A 25,297-nucleotide genomic window follows, 5' to 3' on the forward strand; every position below is an offset into this window, starting at 1 on the left:
TTCCCTGAGCGAAGTCGAAGGGCCGGGGCTGGCCGGAGCTGGGCCCTGATGAAACGACTCTCTCCAAACCATTATTTATGAAGAATTGGTTGATTACACTTCTTTGCTTTTGCTTTTTTGCCCTTACATTAGGTCAGCTCAACGCCCAGATTGGTCGGATTAAAATCCAGCCCGATGTAGACACAACATACGTTTGCCCTGATAGCAGCATTACGCTGGAAGTCAGGGGTGGGTTCAATTACAGTTGGAGCCCCGCCAATATCCTGAACCGTAGCAACGGGAACATCGTCATCGCCAAACCTACCGCGAACACCCGCATTTTTGTAGAAGGTTTTGTCAATGGCCAGTTGCGCCGGGACACCATCACGCTCATTGTGGTACGCCCCCAAATACAGTTGATAGCCTTGACCAATACTTCGGTTTGTCGGGGCACCCCTGTGCTGCTCCGGGCAGTGACCAATACCAATGGCCAAGGAGTGACCTGGGATCCCATTGAGGGACTCAACAACCCGAATGCTGCCAATGTAATCGCCCTGCCCGAAAACACCACCACCTATCGTGCTGAACTAAATGTCACCGGGTGTAAGGCCGACGCCACCATCACCGTCAATATCGCTCCGCAAAAAATTGACATCACCAATGGCGATACCGTCAAAGTGTGCAAAGGCTCCAATCGGGTGACCTTGGGAGCTACCACAAACACCGGATTAGCTACTGGTGTTACCTGGACAGCTAAAGACAAAAGTATCACCCGAACGAATGTGCTCAGCCTTCAGGTTGAACCCAAAGTTACCACCACTTATTACGCTACGCTAGTGGCTACACCCTGCACCATCATCGATTCAGTTGTAGTCAAAGTGGATTCTCTGCCCACCTTGACCATCACCATCGATCCTAAAAAAGACGCATACTGCTTTGGTGAAATCATCACGCTCAAGTCAGATATCTATGAAACGGGGGCATATCCCGACATCAAGCACATGTGGAGACCCCGCTTGCGCGCTGATGGTTCTACTCCCGGCTACGATTTCGAAACTCCCGATACCCTTTGGAACATGGTCTTAAATACCATTGATAGTGTGGTGCTCATTCGGGATACCCGCAACAATGGCTGTGTGGATAGTGCAGCGATTTTTGTGCCCGTCATTAAACCCAAAAATATTGTCATTACGCCCGAACCAGCCGAGGTGTGCCCTGGAGGAACTGTACGATTAAATGCTCAATTTGAAGGCAATTTTGATAAAATCACTTGGACGCCAGCAACAGGTCTTTCTTGTACCGATTGTAAAAACCCTGTGGCTTCGCCTGGTAATCAAACCACTACCTATAGCATCATGGTGGAAGAAAAAGATTGCCCCAGCAATGCCAGTAAAACGGTCACCGTATTGCCTGCTCCGGCCATCTTGTTTCCCAACTTGCGCACCATTTGTGTCGGGGGCAACATCCAACTCAATGGGGCGAACCAGCAGGGTGTGACGTACCAATGGACCCAGGGGGGAAACAATATTTCTACCAATCCACTCTTTGTCGTAAATCCGACCAGTACCACCACCTATCGCCTGGAAGCAACCAGCAATCGCAATTGTAAAAATTCGGGCGACATCACCATCAACGTCGTGCCAACGGTTAACTCCGTCGACATCAATGGTGTAACGGTGTGTGCCACCGATCGCAACCGCACCCCGCTGAGCATTCGCCTGAATCAATCGCCGGGAACTGTTCCGGCTTTGTTTGAAACCTACAACTGGCAAATAAGTGGCGTAACAGCATCTTCGGGAACTACCTTAAACATCAACAACCTGGCCCAAACTGCTTTGGTCAGTGTTACTTATACTTATGGAGTAGTCGGCGGCGCAACTTGTGGCCGTTTGAGCGATACTGCTACTGTCAAAATCATTCAGATGCCTACTGAAAATGGCATTTTTTTCACCCCTGATTCAGTAGCCAGCCGTGGTGCACAAGAAGGTGATCCCTTACTTGTTGGGATCCGCCTTATTCAAACCCAGCCACCAACAGCAGTCACCTATAACTGGACCATCAATGGAGCCAATCCTGGAAACAATACCAATCCGACCATTACAGCGGTAGCTACTCCTACGGAGATGACCTTCCGAGTGGTGGTGACTGGTCCCAATTCCTGCACAGTCAGTGACGAAATTACCATCTCGGTAGAACCTGCACGGGTGACGATCCCCAATGCCTTCAGCCCGAATGGCGATGGTACCAATGATCGTTTCCGCCCGATCACCTCCAACAAAAACATCCGCCTCACCGAAATGAAGGTGTACAGCCGTTGGGGAAAACTGATGTACAGCGGCAACAACATCAATGGTTGGGATGGCAACGTGGGTGGAAAACCTGCACCTGTAGATACCTATGTGTACAATATGGTCTTTGAGTTCCCTGGAGGAAGGAAAGAAGTGCGCAGTGGGGATGTTGCCTTGTTGCGCTAAGATAATGCTAAGGTGATTCCTGAGGTGCCTTCGGTTCCTTAGGTGGTGAAAAATTATCCTGCTTCGCAGGGTGTTCTACTTTTCACCACCTAAGGAACCGAAGGCACTATAGAATCACCTTAGAATCTAACCGCCGCCGCCAAACTCGGCAAAAACGGCAACTGATTCACCCGCCGATTGGTCACCCGATCCACATAAAACACATTCTCGCGGTTGTATACATTCGTTACACTGGCGGTGATTTCCAGTGCAGCAAAACGTGAGAACTTGGCCGTATACCGCAGCGAAGCATCCAGGCGGTGAAACCAGGATAAACGCCCGCCGTTGATTTCACCAGAGAGCAAAACCCCAAGGGGGAAATTACCTGTCAAAATATTGGTTTGCAGCAAATTGCTGTAAGGATTGTCCTGATAAAAACCACGGGTTTGGGTAAAAGGAAAGCCCGAGCCGATGTTCCAACGCGCACTCGCTTCCCATTGCTTTTGCCCACCAAAGCGATACGTACTCAATAAGTTGATGTTGTGCCGACGGTCAAAAACGGGGGCATATTCCTGAATGCCATCGTTGCGGTTCACCTTGGCGTAGGAGTAAGTGCCCCAGTGGTACCAGTTGCCCCGGCTGTAGCGTAGTGTAAAATCGATGCCATACGCCTCACCCGTTTCCGTAATGTAGTTGGGATCTTGCGCGTTGAGCTTATTGCGGTTGATGTTGATCAGTTGGGTGAATTGTTTCCAGTAAGGTTCCACGTTGAACTCCAGGTATTGCCCCAGGTCAATTTCCATCCCGACCACGGTGTGCCAGGCCTTTTGCAAGCGGTGGTCAACGGGGGTGCGCGAATTGGGTTTGAACAAACTTTCTTCAGGCCCGGCCAGAAAACCTACAAAGAAATTGACCACATCCAGATCGTTTACCGTGCTTACGAGGTTTTGAGCGTACACCCCACCGGCAGCTTTAAAGCGCAGAAAATCGGTGGCATTGTACTTTAAACCCAGGCGTGGCTCCAGCGACATCTTGGACTGAGAAGCGTAATAATGCACCCTAAAACCCGGTTCCAGTACCAGATTTTTCAACTCCTGCCGATACTTCACATAGCCAGCCAATTCGCTGGTGAAGTCTTCCTGAGCAAAACTCAAGCCTACCAGATTCCGAAAGCGGAAATCGGTGTTGAAACCTACAAATTCAAAGCCGTAATTGATTTGATTGCGGTTGCCGTAGTAGGTGAAATTCAGGTTGGCATTGTAAGTGCTGATGCCACTTTGGCGGGGGGCACCGTCTTTTTCCAACAAGGAAATGTTGTAATTGCTAAACCCAACAGTGCCATTGAGCACCACATTGGAATTGTTGGGGATCAGGGTGAAATTGCCTCCGCCACCGGTAGAATTCCAATCCAGTTTGGCGAGACCAGCAAAGTTGAACTGATCTCTAAAATTGAAACCAAACAGATCCAATTTACTCCCATTTTCGGCATTAAAAGACAACTTGCCATATAGGTCAGTATAACGGAAGGGTAGGCTTTTGGCCACGCTCAAACTGGTGTCTTTTTGGGCAAAAGAATAATAATTGCTGTCTACCGCGTAGCTGTATAAGGAGCGGGAAGTTTGATCGATCAGGGAGTGTTTTCCGGTAAACAAAAAGGAAATGCTGTTGCCATTGTCATTTTTTAAGGGTTTGATGGGGCCTTCAATAAGTGCCTTGGCTTGAAAGGGGCTGGCAGAAACCAGTCCACTCAAACGTTTGCGGTTGCCTTCGCGCGTTTTGATGTCGACCACCGCCGAAATTCTACCCCCATATTCGGCATTGTAGCCCCCAGTGTATACATCCATATTGCGGATGATTTCGGTTTCAAAAACGGAGAACAAACCGATAGAATGGAAAGGATTGTAAATGATCATGCCGTCGAGCAGCATCTTGTTTTGTACAGGGGAGCCACCCCGAATGTACAATTGCCCGCCCTGATCACCGGAACTGACTACACCTGGCAGAACAGTCAGGTATTGCGCCACATCAGCCTCGCCACCCGTAGAGGGGAGGCTGCGGATTTCTTTGGGAGACACACTCAATTTAGAAATTTGAATTTGAGAACGTGCCTGGGAGCTCCGGCCCGAAATGTCTATCCCTTCCAATTGAATGGTTACTGGTTTGAGCAAAAACCGCTGGTAGGTGATGGTGCCTGCGCTGAGCTCGCGGTCAAATGCAGCACTTTCATAACCCAAATAAGAGATGTTGATTTGGTATTTGCCCGGGATCAGGTTAGCAATGCTAAAAAACCCACTGGGGTCGGTGATGGCACCCTGAGCTGGATTGTTGGCAATACTGATCACAGCATACGCAATAGGATTGCCCGTTTCTTCGTCGTACACATTGCCCCGCAGGGTTGCATTTTGCGCGACAAGCCAGGTATTGACCAGGAATAGGAGGGGCAATAGAAATTTCTTCATGACAGCTTACATTTAAAGCAGCGAAGTTAAACTTTCTGCCTTTGCCAAATGCTTGCCATGCCCGATTTTGTCGGCAAATTACAAGAGAATCTGTTGAGAGGTGATTATGAAAACTCCAACATCCCTGCTCCAAGACGCAACACCACCGGCTTTTCCTGGGTACAATCAACTACAGTCGAAGGTGTATTTCCCCCATTTCCACTATCGATGACGATGTCAACCAGTTTTTGAAAATCTTCGTAAATGAGTTCGGGGTCAGTGAAATATTCCAGAATCTCGTCGTCAGATTTAAGCGAGGTAGTCAAAATTGGACGCCCCAAAGCTTCCACCAATTGCAAGGGAATGTTGTGATCGGGAACCCGGATGCCGATGGTTTTTTTGCGGTTACGAAACATCTTGGGTACATTCCCCGCAGCCGGCAAAATAAAAGTAAAAGCGCCGGGCAGGTTGCGTTTGAGCAATTTAAAGGTAGGATTGTCAATCTGTTGGGTGTATTCCTGTACCTGGCTGATGTCTTTACAAATGATGGCCAACATGGCATCTTTGGGATCCAATCGGCGCAAGCGACAGATTTTTTCTACCGCTGCCTGGTTATTGATGTCACAACCCAAACCATATACAGTGTCGGTTGGGTAGATGATGATGCCACCCTCGTTGAGTTTTTCTACCACCTGGCTGATCTTGCGACCTTCGGGGTTATCGGAATTGATGCGTAACAGCATAATTGTTCTTTTTGCCCAATATAATGTTTTTCCAGATAAGAAACACTAGGGACTTTTACTTATTTAGCCATTTTCCAAGCCTCATCAGCATCTTCTTGCCGCCGAATATATTCTTCTAATAATAAACTTTGCTGCTCTGGAGAAGCCGGATTCCCTGCTTCATATTTCCCCGCCACCATCCTTTGCCGATAAGCTTCATACAATGACACCGCGCAAGCTACTGATACATTTAAACTCTGCGCCATCCCCACTTGTGGAATGATAAAATTGCCATCGGCGTGGCTCAGGGCGAGTTCGGAAATGCCCTCCGCTTCATTTCCAAATAGCAAAGCTACGGACTGCGCCAAATCTAGTTCATACAAGGACTTGGCATTGTGCGCCAGGTGAGTAGCGTAGATTTGGGCATAATTGCGGCGCACATGCTCCATACATGCCTCCACCTCGCGGTAGAGGTATACGTCGATCCACTTGCGGGAACCCGCCGAGCTGCGTTTGCCCAATTCCAGTTTGTGGTTTTGTAAACCTGGCTTGGTGTACAACACAAAAATCTCTCGGATTCCTACCGAATCACAAGAGCGCAGCACCGCACCGATGTTGTGCGGATCGTCTACGTTTTCCAAAATTACGGTGAGGTCAAATTGGCGATTTTGGACAAGGTTGCGGATTTTTTGCTCGCGGGATGGCTCCATGCACTTTGGAATTTAGTGGAGAGAAGAATCGTACTAAAGCGACATTATTTTTCACAAAAAAAACACCAAGAAACACAAAGCGTCGTCAACGTCTAACTTTGTGCCCTTTGGTGCTGCCTTTGAGTCCTTTGTGAAAAAAAATGCCGCTTTGGTAATAACCTTTGTGATCATCGTGGTACCATCGGCAAAGGTTTAAACTGATACCCTGCAAATTCCAAAATATGCACAAACCGATTTTCATACCGCTGCGTTGGCGCATATTGCTCCGCACCAAAAGGTGCATTGTTGACAATTCGGCTAAAATTGAAACCCGTATGTAGCCCAATCCCCTGATTGCGCTCCAGATTGTCACTTACTTTGGGCCCAAAATTGGCCAACAAACGACCGAAGTAGATCATTTGATCATACCCCGCGTAAGCTTCAGAATTGGGGATGGCGGCATACTGATTGAAGAACTCTTTTTTAAAATTCACCACTTCTGGCGACTGCTCGTCGACGTAAGCCACCTGGCTGACCCGCACTTGACATTGCTCGTACAAGTCAAATTCCATGTGTTCAAAATCCACCCATTGGGGCATACCGTACACCACTACTTTTTGCCCGGCAGCTTTGGCAGCTTTGACGGCGCGCAACAGGTAAAAAATGTAGGTTTCATCCGCCCATGAGGGCGCGATGATGGCCGCTTGAGCTTTATTTTGGATGTATGGCTTTAGATTGAGATTGTTATAAGCCTCGGTGGGGAGAAAGTATTCTTGGACTGGCGCATTGCCCATCGCGCGTTTGGGTTCGTAAGCTTTGCGCAGGTACTCCAGGCAGTTTTGTTCCCCCACCACATTGCGCGTGACGATCACAATTTCCTCGGGCCGGAATTCACTCAGGGCATGATTCAATAAAGCCCGGCAGTGGGACTCCAAACTGGGATTCATCTGGATGTAATTCGGGTTGTTCTGGGTCAAGGTGCCTACCGCGCTATAGGGTGACACCATGGGCTTGTTGTTGTGTTTGGCGTACTCTGCCACAATCCGAATGTCATCCCGGCGATAGGGGCCGATCAACAATTGGGCGTTTTGAATTTCTGTCTGGCGCAACAAACGATACATTTCCAGGGTATCCGCTTTGGTGTCCAGTACACTTACATTCAGGCGGATGCCCTCCTGATCCAACACGCTGAGCGCCATTTTAAGGCCACCGTAGTACTGTAAAGCCCATTCACTGACCGAATTATTGCCTATGGTGGTATTGGCTAGACCACTCATAAAGGGCAATAGAACCGCTACATTGTAGGCCACGGGATTCTTGTATTGCCCAGGCCGATTGACCGGAGAACTTGGATCGGGATTGGTAGATGGCACGCCGGGAATGACGGGCACTGCTCCCCGATCAGTATTGGTATTGGGCAATCGTACCGCATCGGAAGTAATGGGACCCGTGGGGCCAGCCGTATCTTTCCAACGGATCGTATCGATGCGTTCCTGTGGTTTGGTTTGTACCGTTACCCAACCTTTGACTGGGTCGTACACACTGACATTGCCAGCCGTGCTGGGCTTATTTTGATTGGGATTGGCCCCGTATTCCTTTGGCACGTCTTTAGGTGCTGATCCCGTGCTGCTGGAACTAGCTGGTTTGAAAAAACTGCAACTCAACAGCGAAAAAGCTGTACTGAGTCCCAACAACGTAAACAACGCACTGCGCCGAACGGCACTGTGCTGGCCCCAGAATCGAAGCTTACTCCCACTCGATGGTAGCTGGTGGTTTGGTACTGATGTCATAAACAACCCGATTGATGCCTTTAACATTGTTGATGATTTCACTCGACACTTTGGCTAAAAACTCGTAGGGCAAATGACTCCATTCGGCGGTCATTCCGTCTACTGAGTTTACAGCGCGTAGGGCAACGGCTTGCTCGTAAGTTCTTTCGTCGCCCATTACACCAACGGATTGGACGGGCAACAATATTGTTCCGGCTTGCCAAACTTGGTCGTACAGACCAAATTTACGCAGGTTATCGATATAAATTGCATCTGCTTCCTGTAAGAGTTTAACTTTTTCGGCGCTGACTTCGCCTAAGATGCGAATGCCCAGACCTGGCCCCGGGAAAGGATGGCGTTTCAGGATGTTTTCCGGGATGCTCACTTCTTTACCAACCCGACGCACTTCATCTTTGAACAACATGCGCAGTGGCTCCACAATTTTGAGCCCCATCTTGGCGGGCAAACCTCCAACGTTGTGGTGCGATTTGATGGTCACCGAGGGCCCATGGACCGATACCGATTCAATCACGTCGGGGTAAATGGTGCCTTGCCCCAACCAGGTCACACCCGGATGTTTGGCCGCTTCGGCTTCAAATACTTCAATGAACAATCGACCGATGACTTTACGTTTGGCTTCGGGATTGGTAACCCCTTTCAATTCTTCATAAAACAGGGTTTTGGCGTCAACACCATGGATGTTCAATCCCAGGTGTTTGTAATCCTCCAATACCTGCTCGTATTCTCCTTTGCGCAGCAAACCATTGTCTACAAAAAAACAGATCAGGTTGCTACCAATGGCGTGATCCAGCAAGGTGGCTGCAACGGTGGAATCCACGCCACCGGACAGGGCCATCAACACTTTATCAGTGCCAATTTTTTCCTTGAGCTCAGCTACCGTGTGGTCCACAAAAGATTTGGGCGTCCATTCACCATGACAGCCAGCGATATCGACGACAAAGTTGCGCAACAAAGTGGCACCATCCAGCGTATGCGTTACTTCCGGGTGAAACTGGATGCAATAAACCGGAGCATCAAAAACTCCCTCTTTGGCCTTGAAAGCCGCTACATCGACACTTTCTGTACCGGCCAGCAACTCAAATTCCTCTGGGATCGCCATAATGGTATCCCCATGCGACATCCAGACTTGGGAATCGAGAGGGACATCCTTTAAAAAAGGGTCGGATTTAAACAGCTGGTGCAATTTGGCCTTGCCATATTCCCGTTTTTCGGAGCGCTGTACTTGCCCGCCGTAGTATTGGGCGATGTATTGCGCGCCATAACAAACACCTAGTACAGGCTTTTTGCCCACAATAGGCCCTAAGTCTATTTTAAGTGCATTTTCATCACTAACCGAAAAAGGGCTCCCGGAAAGGATAACCGCTTTGTAAGAGTCGTCGAGAGTAGGCACCTTGTTGTAAGGCACAATTTCGCTATACACATTCAATTCCCGGATGCGGCGGGCGATCAATTGGGTGTATTGTGAGCCAAAGTCGAGAATGAGGATCTTTTCCATGCCGCAAAAGTAAGAAAGGAAAAGTGAAAAGCGAAAAGTGAAAAGTGAAAAGCAGGTACACCATTCGTTTTTCAACTGTTTGGAGTCATTTTTCTGAGCATAAAGTTTGGATGCACGGAGGAAGTGCATTTTTTTCACTTTTCACTTTTCACTTTTCACTTACCTTTTCGTATACCATTCCACTCCACCCGGATCAGGCACGATCAATTGCCGCTTGTGTCGGAACAACACCTCCAGCGCCAACTTGGCAGCCACTTCCGCCTCCGTTTTTTGTTGGGCCATAATGCCTTCCGGTGAATAGTATTTTTTGACAAAACCAGTATCAAATTTGCCGCTGATAAACGCCTCGTGTTGGCACACAAAGCGCCCGAAGGGTAGGGTAGTGGCCACCCCTTCAATTTGGTACAAACTAATCGCCTCTAACATGCGCTGAATAGCGGCATCGCGGTTGATGCCCCACACCACCAGTTTGGCCAACAGTGGATCGTAATAAATGGGCACTTCCATACCTTCCTCTATGCCATCGTCAACCCGAATGTGTTCACCCTGTGGGCGGCGATAACGATGCAATGTGCCTACACTAGGCAAGAAGTTGTTGAGGGGATCTTCAGCACAAACCCGCAATTCGATGGCGTGACCATGAATGCACAAGTCATCCTGGGTAAAAGCAAGCGTTTCGCCCCGGGCGATCCGAATTTGCTGCTCCACCAGGTCCAGCCCAGTAATGAATTCGGTCACGGGGTGTTCTACCTGGAGACGAGTATTCATTTCGAGGAAGTAAAAATTTAGCCCAGCATCGACCAAAAACTCCACGGTTCCCGCGCCCAGGTATTGGCAGGAGCGCGCCACATTCACGGCAGCTTCTCCCATGGCTTTGCGGATTTCTGGAGTCAATACCGCGGAGGGTGCTTCTTCTACCACCTTTTGGTGCCGACGCTGCACACTACATTCCCGTTCAAACAAGTACACGACATTCCCGTGTGCATCCGCCAAAACCTGGATTTCGATGTGCCGGGGTTCGAGGACGTATTTTTCGATAAATACCGAGCCGTCGCCAAAGGCAGAAGTGGCTTCGCTGATGGCGCGGGTCATTTGTTCGGCTAGTTCGGCTTCGTTTTCTACCACCCGCATTCCCTTCCCACCGCCCCCTGCCGAAGCTTTGATCAGGATGGGGTAACCCACCGTTTGGGCAATGGCTTTGGCCTCCGCCACGTCGCTGATGGAGTGATCCACTCCAGGTACCATGGGGATATTGTACGCTTTTACGGTTTCTTTAGCCGCCAATTTACTGCCCATTACCTCAATGGCGTGGGGGGTGGGCCCGATGAAAGTCATTCCAGCATCGGTCACGGCTTGGGCAAAGGTGGCATTTTCACTCAAAAAACCATAACCAGGGTGGATGCCATCTACGCCCAGTTTTTTGGCGACCTCAATGATTTTATCTCCTTTGAGGTAGGATTGATTGGAGGGGGCTGGACCCAGTAGTACCGCCTCATCGGCAAAGCGGACATGAGGGGCATTGCGATCGACTTCAGAATAAACCGCTACGGTTTTGATGCCCATCTTTTTGGCACTACGCATCACCCGTAACGCGATTTCGCCACGGTTGGCGATGAGTATTTTTTTCATGTGTTGGTGCTTCGTTTGATCGGGTGTAAACTAAGTAAATTCTTTTTTCTGGCCAAATGACACTTGTCATTACGGGCAATGAGAGAAGTTTTTAAGAATTTTTAAAAAAAATTAAATAAGATAAATTTGATAAAAAATTGATTGTCAGGTGGTTTAATTCTATTTTCAGTAATAGGAATGCGCTCAAAGTGTAAAAAATACACAAACTTGCATTTTTCCTATTGACATTTTAAAATCCTTATCCTATTTTTGTGCTACAGTATTTTACAGTGTTCTATTGGGAGCTGTCCGTTTGAGGGCAGCTTTTTCTTTTTAAGGTCATTTCTTAAACTCAAGCCTTAACTCGCTCATACTTCTCAATCAATTATCAACTGGCTACAAATTCTGGATAATTCCTACTTGTATTCCTGCTTTCATACTTTCATAATTTGTCTAACCTTATACCAACTTTAGCATCCTTATTGCATTTTCCTTCAAAATTAGCGGCTTTACCTCCTCTTTAAATCCCGCCACCTCAAAATCTTTCAACCACCGCTCTGGCGTAATCAGTGGAAAATCGGTACCAAACAACATCTTGTTTTTTAGCTGTGTATTCGCGTATTGGATCAGTTGTGGGGGAAAGTATTTCGGTGACCAGCCTGATAAGTCGATGTACACATTGGGCTTATGCAAACACACCGACAAGGCTTCATCTTGCCAGGGCCAGGAAGGATGGGCAATGATGATGGGGGCATCCGGGAAGTCGATGGCTACGTCGTCGAGGTGGATGGGATTGGAGTATTCCAGGCGCAGTTTTCCACCAGCTCGCACTCCTGTGCCAAAGCCCGAGTGCCCGCTGTGGAACAACATCGGCAAGCCCGCCCCCGCAATTTCTTCGTACAAGTGATAAGCCATGCGGTCGTTGGGGTGAAAGCCCTGCACGGTGGGGTGAAATTTGAAACCCTTCACCCCAAATTCTTCAATCAAACGCCGGGCCTCACGCGCACCCATCCGTCCCTTATGTGGGTCGATGCTGGCAAAAGGAATCAGGACATCGGCGTTTTCCTGGGCAGCTTCGGCGATTTCTTCGTTGGGGATGCGGCGACGCCCAAGTTCGTATTCAGCATCAATGGTGAACATCACAAAGGCCATCTTGATGGAGCGGTAGTAGTTTGCCGTTTCCTGGATGGTCGGTCGATGACTGGATTTGAAATACTTGGCAAATGCCTCGTCAAACTCCGGGCGGTAGTCGTCGTGGGGCTGGCGACAGGATACTTCGGCGTGGGTATGGACGTCGATGGCGATGATCTCGGAAAGATTGATAGACATATGGTTGTTTTTTTACCACCTAAGAAACTTAAGACACCTAAGGCGTCACCTCAGAATTATGAGCTTACTGCACTCGGCAGTTTCAATGTGAATTTGTATAAATCTTCTCAACCAAATCCGGGTGATTTGCCAATACCTGCCGCTGATTGATCGAACCCTTATCCGTAATTTCTCCCTTATCCATCGACAATTGGAAATCAGCAAAAACGGCCCGTTTGATCAAGGTAGAACTCCCAGTACTCTGTTTTCCAAAACGTTCCAACAAATCCTCCAATGCCGCTAGCACCACCGGATTGTTGACGATGTGCTCTAATCTTGTCCCCATTTTCAAACCTGCCAAACGCCGACAAAAATTCAGTTCTGGAAAAACAATCGCCCCCACAAAAGGCCGGTCATGCCCGGTGATGACCACATCCTGAATCAAGCCTTGCGCCTCGGTGATGAATTTGGCGCGAAGTACACCCACACTCACCCAGGTACCCGTATCCAGTTTGAAATCTTCCGAAATTCGTCCATCAAAGATGAACCCGGCATTCGGATCATTTTCATCCACAAACTTCAAAGCGTCGCCCGTACAATAAAACCCTGCTTCATCAAAAGCTTTGGCCGTTGCCTCTGGATTGCGCCAATAGCCGGGCGTAAGATTTGGGCCACTGAAACGCACTTCGGTTTTTCCGGCATTGGGAATTAGTTTCATCTCCAAACCTGGCACCGGAGTGCCCAGCATCCCTGAAAAACTGCCGTAATGGATGTTGAACATACAAGAAGGACTAGCTTCGGTCATGCCCAAGCCAGTAGAGATCAACAAACGTTTTCCTGTGGTTTGGTAAGCCAACTGCTCCAGGGCATCCCACACATGTTGAGCCATTCCTGCTCCGGCGTAAAACAGCAATCGTAAACGACTGAAAAAGAAACGACAAAGTTCTGAATCAGCCTGCAAGTAATGCACCAGTTCTTCAAAGCCTTTGGGTACGTTAAAATACACGGTGGGCGCTATTTCTCGCAGGTTTTGGAGGGTGAGTTGTAGCCCGGCAGGAGTAGGATTACCCGCATCGATGTATAAGGTACCTCCGTTGTATAGGGTCAACCCAAAATTGTGATTGCCCCCAAAAGTATGGTTCCAGGGTAGCCAGTCGATCAGGGTCAGGCCACCATTTTTGAAAAAAGGAAAAGTTTGAGTGATCTGCCGCCAATTGCTGCTGATGTTGCCGTGGGTATTGATGACCCCTTTGGGTGCAGAGGTGGATCCTGAGGTAAAGAGAATTTTGGCGATGGTTTCTGGTTTGATTTGGGCGTAAGCTTCCTCAATTGCGGGGTTGATGGGCGTTTGTAAAACCTCCGAAAATAGGAGGTGCCCCGACTCTGGCTCATTCACGGCAACGACTTGTACAGTGGGGCAAACCGCCGCAATTGCTTGTGCAAACGCCCGCCCGTTTTGTACAAAAACCAGGCCAGGAGTCAAGGTCTCGATAACGTGCCGGAATTTGGCATAATCCGTAGAGCGCAAAGCATATGCCGCAGTAACCACCGAATAAGGCAAACCAATGTGTAAGGCAGCCAGGGCCATTAAGCCATGTTCAATGCTGTTTTCGGATAAAATAGCCAGTGGTTGCTCTACTGAGACGGCCGTATTTTGTAAAAATGAAGCCAGCCGGCAAACTTGGATGTAGGTATCGCGATAATTCAGTTCCTCCCATTCCCCTTGTTGATTCCTTTGGGCAATAAAAGTGCGTTCAGGCGTTTGTTCAGCCCAATACCGCAGTCGCTCAGTGAGGCGAAAAGGGCCTGGTTCCAGTTCAACTCGCGAACGAAGCCGAATAGAACCATCTATAGCATCTTCACGTTGGATATCTACCTCAACCAATGGAATCTCCAAAAAGGGTGTTGCTTTCAGGTTCATTCGCCCACTTTTTTAGCCCGGCCTTCCAAAAAATCGACCAGGCGTTGCTTGGCTTCCGGGGCATCCTGGGCGATGGAAGCCATCAGCGCCTCCATCATCAAACCATTGTCGTGACCAGCCTCAACGATGCGAGGCAAGACTTGCACCAGGGCAAAATTCGTCATGCCCACATTGCTGCATATTTTCTGCGCCAATTCCATGGATTTGTCTAAGCCCATTCCTTCATCAACGAGGTATTGCGACAATCCAATTTGATAGCCCTCCTCCGCGGGATAAACCCGCCCGGTCAGCATCATATCGGTCATCCGGGCCATTCCAATCAACTTGGGGACCCGAACCGCAGCGCCTCCACCTACAAAAATACCCCTTTGCCCTTCAGGTAAGGCATAAAAAGTAGAGGCATCGGCTACCCGGATGTGACAGGCACTGGCCAATTCCAATCCACCACCTACACAAGCTCCGTGGATCGCGGCAATCACTGGCACTGGCCCAAACTGCACCTTGTCCATCACTCGGTGCCACATCCGAGAATGGTAAACGCCTTGAGCTGCGTTGCGCTCTTTGATGGAGGACAAGTCTAATCCTGAACTAAAATGTTTGCCTTCGCCATAAATGATTGCACATTTGATGCCGGGAGGCATTTGGTCAAAAACTTGCTCAAGCGCTAAAATGGCTTCGTCGTTCAGCGCATTGCGTTTTTCGGGCCGATTGAGGCCAATCAGCAGGATTTGATCCTGGAGCTCAATTTTTAAAGTGTCGCTGTACATTCGAAGTTATTTTGCAGCCATACGAATGGCACCATCCAGGCGGATAACGGTGCCATTCAGCATTTGGTTTTCAATAATGTGTTGGACGAGTGCGGCGAATTCGGAAGCTTGTCCCAGCCGGGAGGGAAAGGGCACTTGTTGGCCCAGGGAAACCCGGGCTTCTTCGGGCAAATTGGCTAAAAGTGGGGTTTCAAATATCCCCGGCGCAATGGTCATGACCCGAATGCCCACTCGGGCAAATTCCCGGGCCAAGGGTAAGGTCATGGCCACGATTCCGCCCTTGGAAGCGGCGTAGGCGGTTTGTCCAATTTGCCCCTCGAAGGCGGCCACGGAGGCAGTATTGATGATGACCCCACGTTCGCCACTGTCACCTTCGGGGTTGTTTTGCATGTGTTCGGCCAGCAGCCGAATCACGTTGAAGGCCCCCAACAAATTGACCTGGATGACTTTGGAAAAAGAGGCCAGGGAATGTACTCCATTGCGACCTAAAACCCGTTCGGCAGGGCCAATTCCGGCACAATTCACGAGAGTGTCGAAGCGTCCAAAGTGTTTCAATCCTTCCGCCAGGGCATTTTTTACACTGGCTTCCTCACTGACGTCGGTGGCTACAAATTTTGCTTTAGGGCCTAGCAGTTTCTCGGCCATGGCACCTGTATCCGCATTGATGTCCGCCAATAAGACTTGCCCGCCCTCCTCGATGACCATTTGAGCAGTAGCCAGGCCGAGGCCCGATGCAGCACCAGTAATGAAAAAAGTATGGTTTGATATGGTCATGTTTTAAAATTTATTAAACTACGGCCCTTGCAGCTAAAATTCGCTGATAAGGTTTTAAACCCAGCCAAAAACAAAGTATGGTAGCGACTCCCCCAATCAAGTATAACGCTACCAAGGAATAACGAATCATGCCTTCATCGTGAAAAACGGAGTCGGTAAAAAAAGCTACTACATACGGACCACCACCCATGCCCACCATATTGATGAAAAACAAAAAGATGGAGGATGCAAGTGCCCTGACCCGGTTGGGCATCAATTCTTGCACCGCTGCTGCTGCTGCACCTAGCGGAAAAGCCATAAAAAAGGCTGGGATTGCCAGGCTCAGCAAAATCAAGTCGGGGTTTCCCAGCAAAAAATTGCCCGCTGAAACCAGAATGCCCACCCCAGAAATAATCCCCACATACACGCGCCCTGCTTTGGCCCCATTGCGGACATAGCGATCGGCTAACCATCCGCCCACTAATACCCCCAATCCAGAAAAAATGGTCACAATCAAACCAAATTTCAAGCCGATGACGGGCATGGCCCAATCAAAAGTGCGGTTGAAATAAGTCGGGACCCAGGCGGAAGTACCGTAGTTGGCAAAGGCCGTAAAAGAAGTGCCCAATACAATGGCGGAGTAGGCACTGCGGTTTTGCCAGATAATTTTTAGTGCTTCGCTTAGGCTTGGCTTGGCTATTTTTTGCTGTTCCAGGGTTTCTTTGCGGTCCGGCTCTTTGATGCTCATCACTAAGAAAGCGATCAACAATCCCGGCAAACCAATGTAAAAAAACATCAACTGCCAGGGGTAAATGGATCCGAAAATGGGGATTTGTACCATCCCTTCGGTAGGCAAGGCACTGATCAATCCTGCGCCAACCACTATAGCTAATCCCATCCCCAAAAACACCCCCATTGAATAAGTGCTCAAGGCACGAGACAATTTACTGGGCGGAAAGTAATCCGAAATAAGTGAATAGGCGGAAGGAGATAAAGTAGCCTCGCCTACACCCACGCCCATGCGTGCAAAGAAGAATTGGGTGTAATTTTTGATTCCACCACATAATGCCGTCATCAAACTCCACATAGTCACCCCGGCAATGATGATGTTTCGTCGGTTGAACTTATCCGCAAAATGCCCGATAAAGATGCCAAAAAGGGTATAAAACAAGGCAAAGCTAAAACCCATGAGCAAACTCATTTCGGTGTCGGATAAATGTAAATCCCGCTTGATCGGACCAACCAGTAGGGCTAAAATCTGCCGGTCGATAAACGAGGAAACATTGGCCAGCATGAGCACGATTACAACGTACCAGGCATAGCGCAGCTTTGCAGGTTGAGGGTCAGACATGGTGTAGGCGATTGGTGATGTAGGACATTGACAAATATAAGGAAACCTGATTCTGATGCCTAGCTTTAGATCGCTTTTTTATCCACAGTTGAGAAAAATCTTCGCAAAGGATTCAGCACCTAGTAGTGGGGCAAAAACAAGTGCTCATTTTTTTTTGAGCCAAAGGATTAGATAAGACACTTAAATAAAGCGTTTACTCATCTAATCCTTTGGCAAAATGAGCACTTATTTTTTTATCGCCCCTAAGTGTTAAACCAAAGTTAAACCTGAAAAAAAAATAAGTGAAGGCTGGATTGTTTCGGCAGATAATTGTAAGTTTGACAATTATAAAATAAATGTACATTTTACTATTGTGCATTCTCCATTTGGAATTTAAGATTGGTTTATACATTATTAGTGTTTAATGAGGAGCCGGTAGAGTACCGGCTCCTTTTTTTATCCCATCAACAACTTTTTCGCATACGCCACACACTTGGCCACTTCCTTCACGGCATTCGAACCTTCAGGAACGGTGTATTCCAACTCCACGGAAGCCGGGAATTTGTATTTTTTATCGCGCATCATCGTCAATATTTCCTTCAGCGGCGTGTCACCCTTACCCCATTCCAGGTTGCCAGCACCATTGGTAGGTGTTTGGCGGTCTTTGACGTGCATGCTGGTGATGCGGTCGTGTTTGGCTTCGATGAAGGCAAGCAGGGATGGAACCGTATTTTTACCACCCGCCGCGATGTAGTGACCTACGTCCAGGTTGATGCTGTTGTAAGGAGATTGATTTAATGCTTCATTCCAAAGTACATCGGTAGCCTGGGTGTGGTTGTGGTAGCCGACATAGATTTTGTGCTTGGCACCCAGATCGCCCAAACGTTGGGATTGCTTGGGGTCTGTAGGCAATTCCAACGTTACAGATTTTGCTCCAAGTGCCTTGGCGGCCCGCATGCCGTATTCTACTTCCGCGTCGCTGTTGTTTGGCCCAAAAGTATTGGGTTTGAAGGCATAAATGGTGATCCCGGCTTTTTTGAATTTTTTGCGGATTTCCGTGAATTTATCCATCGAAACCGTAGTCCGCCATTCTGCTACTTTTTTATTGTAGTCTGCGATTTGGGCTCTTTGCTCATCAGTCATTTGGGGGCGTTGGCCGCCTGCAGGGGGAGGGCCCATACGTACGGGCGAAGCGGGTTTGCCCGCATAAGTTTCGGCAGGATCCCCCATTAATTCGATGGCACTAACGTTGGCTTCTGTCAAAAACTGGATCAGTTGATCCACGTCGTGGGGCATACTCCGAAAGGAATAAGTAATCGTTCCAACTTGTATGCCTGCAAACTTGGAATTGGGCTTCGGTGCCAGCGCATCCCAATAATTGCTGGCCATTAAACCCGCACCAACAATGAGGGCAATGCTTAAAAAATTGCGTCTCATGATGTAGTTCATTTGTTTCATGTTGTTGTGTGTTAAGGATCAAATTAAAAACTCGCTGTCTTCGTCAAAAAGAGTCAGGTGAATGTCCTCCTGTAGCCTGCTGAACAATCCTTGCAAACGAGGTAGTTCATAGTGGAAATAAAAGCGCAGGGTTTCGATTTTGGATTGATAAAAAGTAAGCTCTTCACCTTGAATCCCGCCCTTTTTAAGCGTTTCAACCGCCACGATGCCCTGGAGCAGCCATTGCCAGGCCACATTCAAAATGCCAAAGGCTTCCATGTACAAATTGGCATCAGCCAGCAGTACTTCCATGTCGCCTTCGGTGGCCAATTTGAATTGATGAGCGGTGACTTTTTGGAACTGGCGCAGAGAGGCCATTAGTGCCTCCCAGTAAGGACTCAAGGTGGGGTCATGCTCAGCGGGGTGGATGGTTTTGCCTACTTCGTTGTACCAGATCACCAGGGTTTTGCCTTGATTGCCAACTACTTGCCGCCCCAGTAAGGCTTGTGACTGGATGCCAGTAGTCCCTTCGTACAAACTCATGATGCGCACATCGCGGGCCAATTGCTCCAAGGGGAAATCCTCGGTGTAACCATATCCTCCCAGCACTTGTAAGCCTTGATTGACGGCTACAAAGCCCATCTCAGCCCCATAGGTTTTGGCCACGGGCGTGAGCAATTCCAGCAGTTGATTATAGTGCTTTTTGAGCTCGGGGTCTTCGGCGTGCACTTTTTCCAAATCCAGATATAGGTAACATTGCAGTACCAGACTGAGTCCACCTTCTACAATCGCTTTTTGCAAAAACAACATCCGCCGCACATCCGGGTGTTGGATGATCGATACTGCGGGTTCAACCACTGCCTCTTTTTTATTCAAACGCCGCCCTTGGGGGCGCTCCTGGGCGTATTGCAAGGAAGCGTAATAGGCAGCGGAAGCGATGTGGATACCACCCATGCCGACGCCGAGTCGCGCGCCGTTCATCATCAAAAACATGTGCGGTAAACCCCGATTCATTTCACCTATCAGATATCCTACACAATCGTTTTGTGCTCCAAATTCCAGGTGCATGGCCGGGGTGGCCTTTTGCCCCATTTTGTGGTAGACCCCAATGGAAACGACATCGTTGTCTTCCAACACTCCTGCGGAATTGAGGCGCTTTTTAGGTACAACGAACAGTGAAATTCCTTTGGTACCCTTGGGCGCACCATCAACACGGGCCAGCACGAGGTGCACAATATTGTCGGTCACATCCTGATCTCCGGCTGAAATAAAGATTTTTTGCCCTTTGATCAAATAAGTACCATCGGGTTGTGGACTGGCCGAACTAGCCACGTCAGACAAGGAACTACCTGCTTGTGGCTCAGTAAGGCACATGGTGCCCATCCATTCACCGGATAACATTTTGGGTAAAAAAAAACTTTTAAGCGCTTCATTCCCAAAGGTGTAAATGAGATTGGCTGCTCCTTTGCTCAGGTCGGTGTACATCACCAAACTATTGTGGGCGCTGCCCATGATGAACTCGGCGGCGGCGGCAATGATCTTGGGGAGTTGCATGCCCCCCCAGGTTTCGGAGAAGGGCGCGGCCATCAGGCCCGCTTCGCTGAAGGCTTTGATGAAGCTGTGCACACTGGAATGGACTTTGACCTGCCCATCGACCAATTCGGGTTGCTGCCGATCGGATTCCTGGTAGGCGGGCTGCATGATTTGTTTGGCGAGGTCACTGGCAATGTCCAGTGTGAATCCGTATGTTTCCCGGTCGTGAGCCTTGAAATAATCGAATTGTTGGAGCTTTTCTACCTGTAAGGTTTCAAACAGGATGAAGTCCAGATTGCGGCGCGAGAAGGTTTTTTCGGCCATGCTTTTTCGGCGATTGATGGTGATGTAGAAAATTGTAAGGGTAAGTTTAAGGTAGCCTTACAAAATTAACAAAATTAAAAATGCTTTCCGTACTTTGTTTACGCTGTGGGCTATTTTTCTATTTTTGTAGCTTGTAGCAAAAAAAAAGCCCATAACCCATTGGTATGCCTGCTAGAACAATCTATTTAATCAAACGCCTGGAAACGGAAGTTACGGCCAACATGATCAAAATTTTAGGCGCGTACGAAATTACTCCATCCCAGTTCATCATCCTCAACTTTGTAGGGGACAACGAAACTGATTTGTCCTCAGCTCAATTGTCGCGGCGCTTTTTGATGACTCCTCAGTCGATGAATGAGGTGGTAACTACCTTACAGCGCAAGGATTTGCTGGAACGGAATACCGATCCTAATCATAAACGTATCCTGCGCATCACCCTCACTGATAAAGGAAAAGAGGTGCTGGAAATTTGCAATGTCGCGATGGATGTGTTTGAAGACAAATTGCTGAAAAAACTCAAAGCCAAGGAACGGGAGGTTTTTCGTGGGTCGATAGGGAAAATTTTGGAGAACCTTAAAGAGGAGGGAGAAGAAAAGCCAAAGGCTACAAAATGATCAAACGAGGACCCGATAGCTGCTATACATGGAAGGTGATTTGGGCAAATACACCCAGGAAAGTAGTGCAGTATTTCTAAAAACTACCAAAGCGACACTTTTATCACAAAGAAAGCACAAAGGGGCACAGTGGACACAAAGTTAGACGTTGACGGAGCTTTTGTTGATATTTTAAACCCTTGTCAACGTCTAACTTTGTGTTCTTTGCGTCCTCATTTTTACCTTTGTGCTTAAATAATATAAGTAGATTGTGTTTAAGAAATTTGGGACGAAATTTTTTAGTGTAGATCTCACTCCAAAAACCGCGCCTGCGCCTTCTTCCCCGTCTTCACCCAAGTCCGCAACGCATCAAACGCCACGCCGGTCTGTTGTGGCGTAAACTGGCAATGCGCTTGCCCATTGGTGTACAACACGGTCAAAAACTGGCTTTTTCCACGTCCCTGAAGCATGTTTTCGTAGTTGGTCACCGCATAATTGGGTGGGATCAACTGGTCGTACAAGGTATGCATCAAAACGATCGGTTTGTCCACGTTCCCGGTGCGGTCATAGGCCACAAACAATTGGTCTGCACCGGGTGTAGCGGCGAGTCGTTCGGCTTTCAGGTTCACTTCTTTGTCATTTGGAAAGCCGCTGTACACCGTATTGGTATTGTCAAAAGGATTGCCTTTGGCTTTTTGAGCCACATCCCGCAAAACGTTTTCACTAAACATCAAGGTGAAGGGCAAGTCGTCAAACTTGAGGTCAAAACGTTTGGCCACGGCCAGACCCAATAGCGAATCTTTGGCCACAATGGCTTTGCGAATCGCGTTGACTTTGGGCATCATTTCGCGAAAGGACATTGCTGCCACGGGTTTGTTCAAATCAAAAATGTCGGAAAGTTTTGAAATGATTCCAGGAAACAGGCCATTGAAGGTAGCGTACAAGTCAAACTCTTTGCGCACCTGCAAATAAGGACGGCTGGAAAGTGGGCAAAGGGGCAATCCACCCAAATAACTTTGGCTAAAATTTTCCAGGATGCCCAGGGTAATGCCACCGCCCATGGAATGCCCGACCATGAAGGTTGAGTCGGGTTTTCCATAAGTTTTGACGAAGTAGCTGCGCAATGCTTCCGTGTCTTCGATGCCCTCAGGAATGGCATAACCTTGTTTGGAATAATCCGAAGCGGCTACGGCAAAGCCACGTTCGAGAAAAGGTTTCATGTTGGAGATAAAACCCGGATTTTGGCTTTGGCGGGGTGCTGCACCCATAAACTCGTAGCCATGCGCGTACATGACCAGTTTCCCTTTCCAATTTTCAGGAAAAAGGATGCGGTATTTGGCCCCTTTGATGCTCCCCGTGTCGATTTTGGCGACGCCGTTTTGGGCAAAAAGACCAATGGAACCGAACAGCAAGAAGAAGCAGAGTAGATTTTTCATGATTGAGGATATTTAGGTGGTTTATGGGTTTCCCCAAACTTTGATGGCTGTGTTCACCACCAATTCCAACTTGCGCCACTGGTCGTCGTGGGTCATTTGATTGCCGTGGTGGGTAGAAGAAAAACCACATTGGGGACTGACGCACAAGTTTTCCAGTGGAGCGTATTGAGCTGCTTCATCAATGCGCTTGCAGAGGTCATCCATATTTTCCAACTGGGCAACTTTAGAGGATACAATGCCCAAGACCACCATTTTATTTTTGGGGACAAAACGCAGCGGCGCAAAATCGCCGGAGCGCTCATCGTCGTACTCCAGGAAGTAGCCATCCACATTGATTTCGTTGAACAAAACTTCGGCCACCGGCTCATAACCACCTTCGGCAAACCAGGTGCTGCGGTAATTGCCTCGACAAAGATGGATACCCACCCGCAGGTCAGTAGGTCGATTGTCAATCACGGCATTGATCAAGGCCGCGTAAGTTTTCGGCAGTTCATTGGGGTCTTCACCCCGCTCAGCGGCCGCGGCGCGCATTTTAGGATCGCAGAGGTAGGCCAGGTTGGTATCGTCGAGTTGGAGATAACGCAAACCTGCTGAGTAGAGATGGTCAATTTCCTCCCGATAAGCGGCGGCCAGGTCATGGAAAAACAACTCCATGTCGGGGTAAGAATTGATGTCAATAGACTGGCGACCACCCCGGAAATGCACCATAGTAGGGGAAGGAATGGTCACCTTGGGCGTGCGCGTAACGACGGATTGCAGGTATTTAAAATCCGCTACCTGGATGTCGTGCTGGTGCCGGAGTTTGCCGCTTACGCTCACCACGGGTGGTTTGAAACCATCTTCAGCCGCTTTGGCGTTGGGATTGCTTTCAATGCCCCCGGTGACAGTTACACCATCCAGCTCTTTGAGGAAGTCGAGGTGAAAATAATCGCGTCGAAATTCGCCGTCGGTGATGGATTGGATGCCGGTCGCTTCTAACCTTTTAACTGTTTCCGCAATGGCGGCGTCTTCGATGGCGCGCAATTCAGCGGCGGAGATTTCTCCTTTTTTCCAGCGCAGGCGATTTTCTTTTACGGCACTGGTTCTCAATAAACTTCCCACGTGATCCGCACGGAATGGAGGCGTTGACATGATGAGCGATTTTTGTAGGTGATGCGATTTTGGGTGACCTGATGGGTGTTTTAATATCAGGTTGCCTGCTAATTTACGGGGAAATTTTTTAATGTCCAATTTATTTGAGGAAAGTTCCCACGAATAAATTCGTGGGGTGGGGCAGTGGGTAGCCTCCCACGGATTTATCCGTGGGTTGGCGGAGTATCACGCGGGAATGGAAGGCCGACACACCCACACTATCACACTACACACTCCCACCCATTCTTATGCGCCACTCCTTCGGGAAATAATTATTGATGCGGCCTTTGATGTTTTTGATCCAGCCCAGGTTGATACCTTCGAAATTGACCAGGCCCCAACCTTCTGGGGCGGTAGGGAGTTCGAGTGGTTCTCTGCGCAAGTATTTCAAGGCAGTGAGAAGGTCGAGTGGCGTGTTGGGTAAATCTGGATGAACGATGGTGCTCAAAGCCAAAGCTGGAGCAGGTATAAAATCCGTGTGTTTTAAAGCGCCCAATTCAAGGACTGGATCCCAACGCCTGAGGTAGGGACTGAGTTCTTGAAAAAATTCAAAACAAACTTGTGGAATGGCGGCCAATTCTCCATGTGGACTTTCCAATAGTTGGAGCTCAACGCCAGGTTTGACCCATTTATGCAAAAAAGTCGCGTTTTTGCGGGGCGCATTTCTCCAAAAACCTTTCGTTGGCGCCGATCTAAGTACAGGATGATGTTGCTCCTGACGCATGGCCGCGATGAAAAAGCCTTCGCCACGCACCTGATGGGGATAACATTGGTAGCCAAAGTCGCGGGCTTGTACACCCCATTCGGCAGGGAAAGACAGGGGAATGGGGGTCAGTTCCAGGTTGTTTTGAGACCAGGCTATATTCAGGGCATTTTCAAACTCGTTGTACGTGCAGGTACAATAAATGAGGATGCCACCGGGCTTAAGCAGCGGACTGGTTTCGGCCAAAATGCGCCTTTGACGGGCCGAGCAATGTTGTACGTGTTCGGGCGACCATTCGTTGACGGCATTGGGGTCTTTGCGGAACAAACCTTCACCGGAGCAGGGTGCGTCCAGCAAAACGAGGTCAAATTGGCCTTGCAGGGGCGCGAATTCCCGGCTGTCCTGGTTGGAGCACAACACATTGGGATAGCCCCATTTGCAGAGGTTTTCCCGTAGGATTTGATAACGGGATTTGATGACTTCATTGCTGATCAGTAAACTGTCTTCAGATAAGGCAGCGGCCAATAAGGTGCTTTTTCCCCCTGGTGCAGCCGCCAGATCCAAGACTTTTAAAGGCTGATTTAAATCGATCACTTGGGGCAAAACCGCAGACAACAACATTGAGGAAGCTTCCTGCACATAGTAAGCTCCACCATGCAAACGTGGGTCGAGAGTGAAAACCGGTCGCTCAGGAAGGTAAACTCCTTCGTTGTTCCATTTTACTCCGTCAAAATTTTCCGACCAATTTTTTAATTTCAAAGAATTACGCCGAATGCTGACCGGGGTGGGAGCGGCGAGTGCTTGTAGGAATGCCTGGTAATCGGTCTCACCCAATTGCTGTAACATTTGATTAGAAAAAGCGGTGGGTAGGACCGGGCTTGGCATGA

18 protein-coding genes are annotated in these 25,297 nt (G+C 48.7%); 2 read left to right on the plus strand and 16 right to left on the minus strand.

Translation table 11 applies throughout. The features are described from left to right. The first annotated feature begins 77 nt into the window (after positions 1–77). Positions 78–2,453, plus strand: coding sequence for a T9SS type B sorting domain-containing protein (locus tag ACEW9O_RS20250; RefSeq protein ID WP_373552018.1), 2,376 nt, complete (start codon positions 78–80; stop codon positions 2,451–2,453). 119 nt (positions 2,454–2,572) lie between these two features. Here the strand turns inward: ACEW9O_RS20250 and ACEW9O_RS20255 are convergent, their stop codons facing one another. The 13 genes from ACEW9O_RS20255 to ACEW9O_RS20315 form a co-directional block, all read right to left on the minus strand. After that, positions 2,573–4,891 carry a carboxypeptidase regulatory-like domain-containing protein gene (locus ACEW9O_RS20255; RefSeq protein ID WP_373552019.1) on the minus strand — a complete coding sequence of 773 codons (2,319 nt, stop codon included), beginning with the start codon at positions 4,889–4,891 and terminating at the stop codon, positions 2,573–2,575. Between the two features lie 104 nt (positions 4,892–4,995). Continuing rightward, on the minus strand, positions 4,996–5,613 hold the full coding sequence (locus ACEW9O_RS20260; protein WP_373552020.1) for an L-threonylcarbamoyladenylate synthase: 618 nt from the start codon (positions 5,611–5,613) through the stop codon (positions 4,996–4,998). 59 nt (positions 5,614–5,672) lie between these two features. Next, positions 5,673–6,302 carry a TrmH family RNA methyltransferase gene (locus ACEW9O_RS20265; protein ID WP_373552021.1) on the minus strand — a complete coding sequence of 210 codons (630 nt, stop codon included), beginning with the start codon at positions 6,300–6,302 and terminating at the stop codon, positions 5,673–5,675. A 167-nt stretch (positions 6,303–6,469) separates the two neighbouring features. Next, a complete protein-coding gene (locus ACEW9O_RS20270; protein WP_373552022.1) occupies positions 6,470–8,071 on the minus strand; it encodes an ABC transporter substrate-binding protein in 1,602 nt (533 codons plus the stop codon). Next, positions 8,028–9,566 carry a glutamine-hydrolyzing GMP synthase gene (gene guaA, locus ACEW9O_RS20275; RefSeq protein WP_373552023.1) on the minus strand — a complete coding sequence of 513 codons (1,539 nt, stop codon included), beginning with the start codon at positions 9,564–9,566 and terminating at the stop codon, positions 8,028–8,030. The genes ACEW9O_RS20270 and guaA overlap by 44 nt, the downstream gene beginning before the upstream one ends. Before the next feature lie 159 nt (positions 9,567–9,725). After that, on the minus strand, positions 9,726–11,195 hold the full coding sequence (locus ACEW9O_RS20280) for an acetyl/propionyl/methylcrotonyl-CoA carboxylase subunit alpha (protein ID WP_373552024.1): 1,470 nt from the start codon (positions 11,193–11,195) through the stop codon (positions 9,726–9,728). A gap of 438 nt (positions 11,196–11,633) precedes the next feature. Continuing rightward, positions 11,634–12,503, minus strand: coding sequence for an amidohydrolase family protein (locus ACEW9O_RS20285; protein ID WP_373552025.1), 870 nt, complete (start codon positions 12,501–12,503; stop codon positions 11,634–11,636). A gap of 82 nt (positions 12,504–12,585) precedes the next feature. Next, on the minus strand, positions 12,586–14,403 hold the full coding sequence (locus tag ACEW9O_RS20290) for a feruloyl-CoA synthase (protein WP_373552026.1): 1,818 nt from the start codon (positions 14,401–14,403) through the stop codon (positions 12,586–12,588). Next, a complete protein-coding gene (locus tag ACEW9O_RS20295) occupies positions 14,400–15,170 on the minus strand; it encodes a crotonase/enoyl-CoA hydratase family protein (RefSeq protein WP_373552027.1) in 771 nt (256 codons plus the stop codon). Before ACEW9O_RS20295 ends, ACEW9O_RS20290 begins: the two co-directional genes overlap by 4 nt. 6 nt (positions 15,171–15,176) lie before the next feature. Continuing rightward, the gene (locus ACEW9O_RS20300; RefSeq protein ID WP_373552028.1) at positions 15,177–15,944 is read right to left on the minus strand and encodes a 3-hydroxyacyl-CoA dehydrogenase; all 768 of its coding nucleotides are present in this window, start codon (positions 15,942–15,944) and stop codon (positions 15,177–15,179) included. A gap of 13 nt (positions 15,945–15,957) precedes the next feature. Beyond that, entirely contained in the window at positions 15,958–17,274 is a 1,317-nt protein-coding gene (locus ACEW9O_RS20305; protein ID WP_373552029.1) for a spinster family MFS transporter, read from the minus strand. Between the two features lie 435 nt (positions 17,275–17,709). After that, positions 17,710–18,690, minus strand: a complete 981-nt coding sequence (locus ACEW9O_RS20310; protein WP_373552030.1) for a sugar phosphate isomerase/epimerase family protein — start codon at positions 18,688–18,690, stop codon at positions 17,710–17,712. A 39-nt stretch (positions 18,691–18,729) separates the two neighbouring features. Further along, positions 18,730–20,547 (minus strand): acyl-CoA dehydrogenase, encoded by a 1,818-nt coding sequence (locus ACEW9O_RS20315; protein WP_373552031.1) that lies wholly within the window; start codon positions 20,545–20,547, stop codon positions 18,730–18,732. 164 nt (positions 20,548–20,711) lie between these two features. Between ACEW9O_RS20315 and ACEW9O_RS20320 the strand changes: the two genes are divergently transcribed. Next, on the plus strand, positions 20,712–21,161 hold the full coding sequence (locus ACEW9O_RS20320) for a MarR family winged helix-turn-helix transcriptional regulator (protein ID WP_373552032.1): 450 nt from the start codon (positions 20,712–20,714) through the stop codon (positions 21,159–21,161). A 290-nt stretch (positions 21,162–21,451) separates the two neighbouring features. On the opposite strand, the gene ACEW9O_RS20325 is transcribed toward ACEW9O_RS20320, so the two are convergent. The 3 genes from ACEW9O_RS20325 to ACEW9O_RS20335 form a co-directional block, all read right to left on the minus strand. Continuing rightward, positions 21,452–22,576, minus strand: a complete 1,125-nt coding sequence (locus ACEW9O_RS20325) for an alpha/beta hydrolase family protein (RefSeq protein WP_373552033.1) — start codon at positions 22,574–22,576, stop codon at positions 21,452–21,454. A gap of 21 nt (positions 22,577–22,597) precedes the next feature. Next, a complete protein-coding gene (locus ACEW9O_RS20330; RefSeq protein ID WP_373552034.1) occupies positions 22,598–23,707 on the minus strand; it encodes a 5-methyltetrahydropteroyltriglutamate--homocysteine S-methyltransferase in 1,110 nt (369 codons plus the stop codon). A 226-nt stretch (positions 23,708–23,933) separates the two neighbouring features. Further along, positions 23,934–25,295 carry an RNA methyltransferase gene (locus ACEW9O_RS20335; RefSeq protein WP_373552035.1) on the minus strand — a complete coding sequence of 454 codons (1,362 nt, stop codon included), beginning with the start codon at positions 25,293–25,295 and terminating at the stop codon, positions 23,934–23,936. Positions 25,296–25,297 lie beyond the last annotated feature (2 nt).

This window comes from Haliscomenobacter sp. (genome assembly GCF_041740695.1).
Classification (GTDB): domain Bacteria; phylum Bacteroidota; class Bacteroidia; order Chitinophagales; family Saprospiraceae; genus Haliscomenobacter.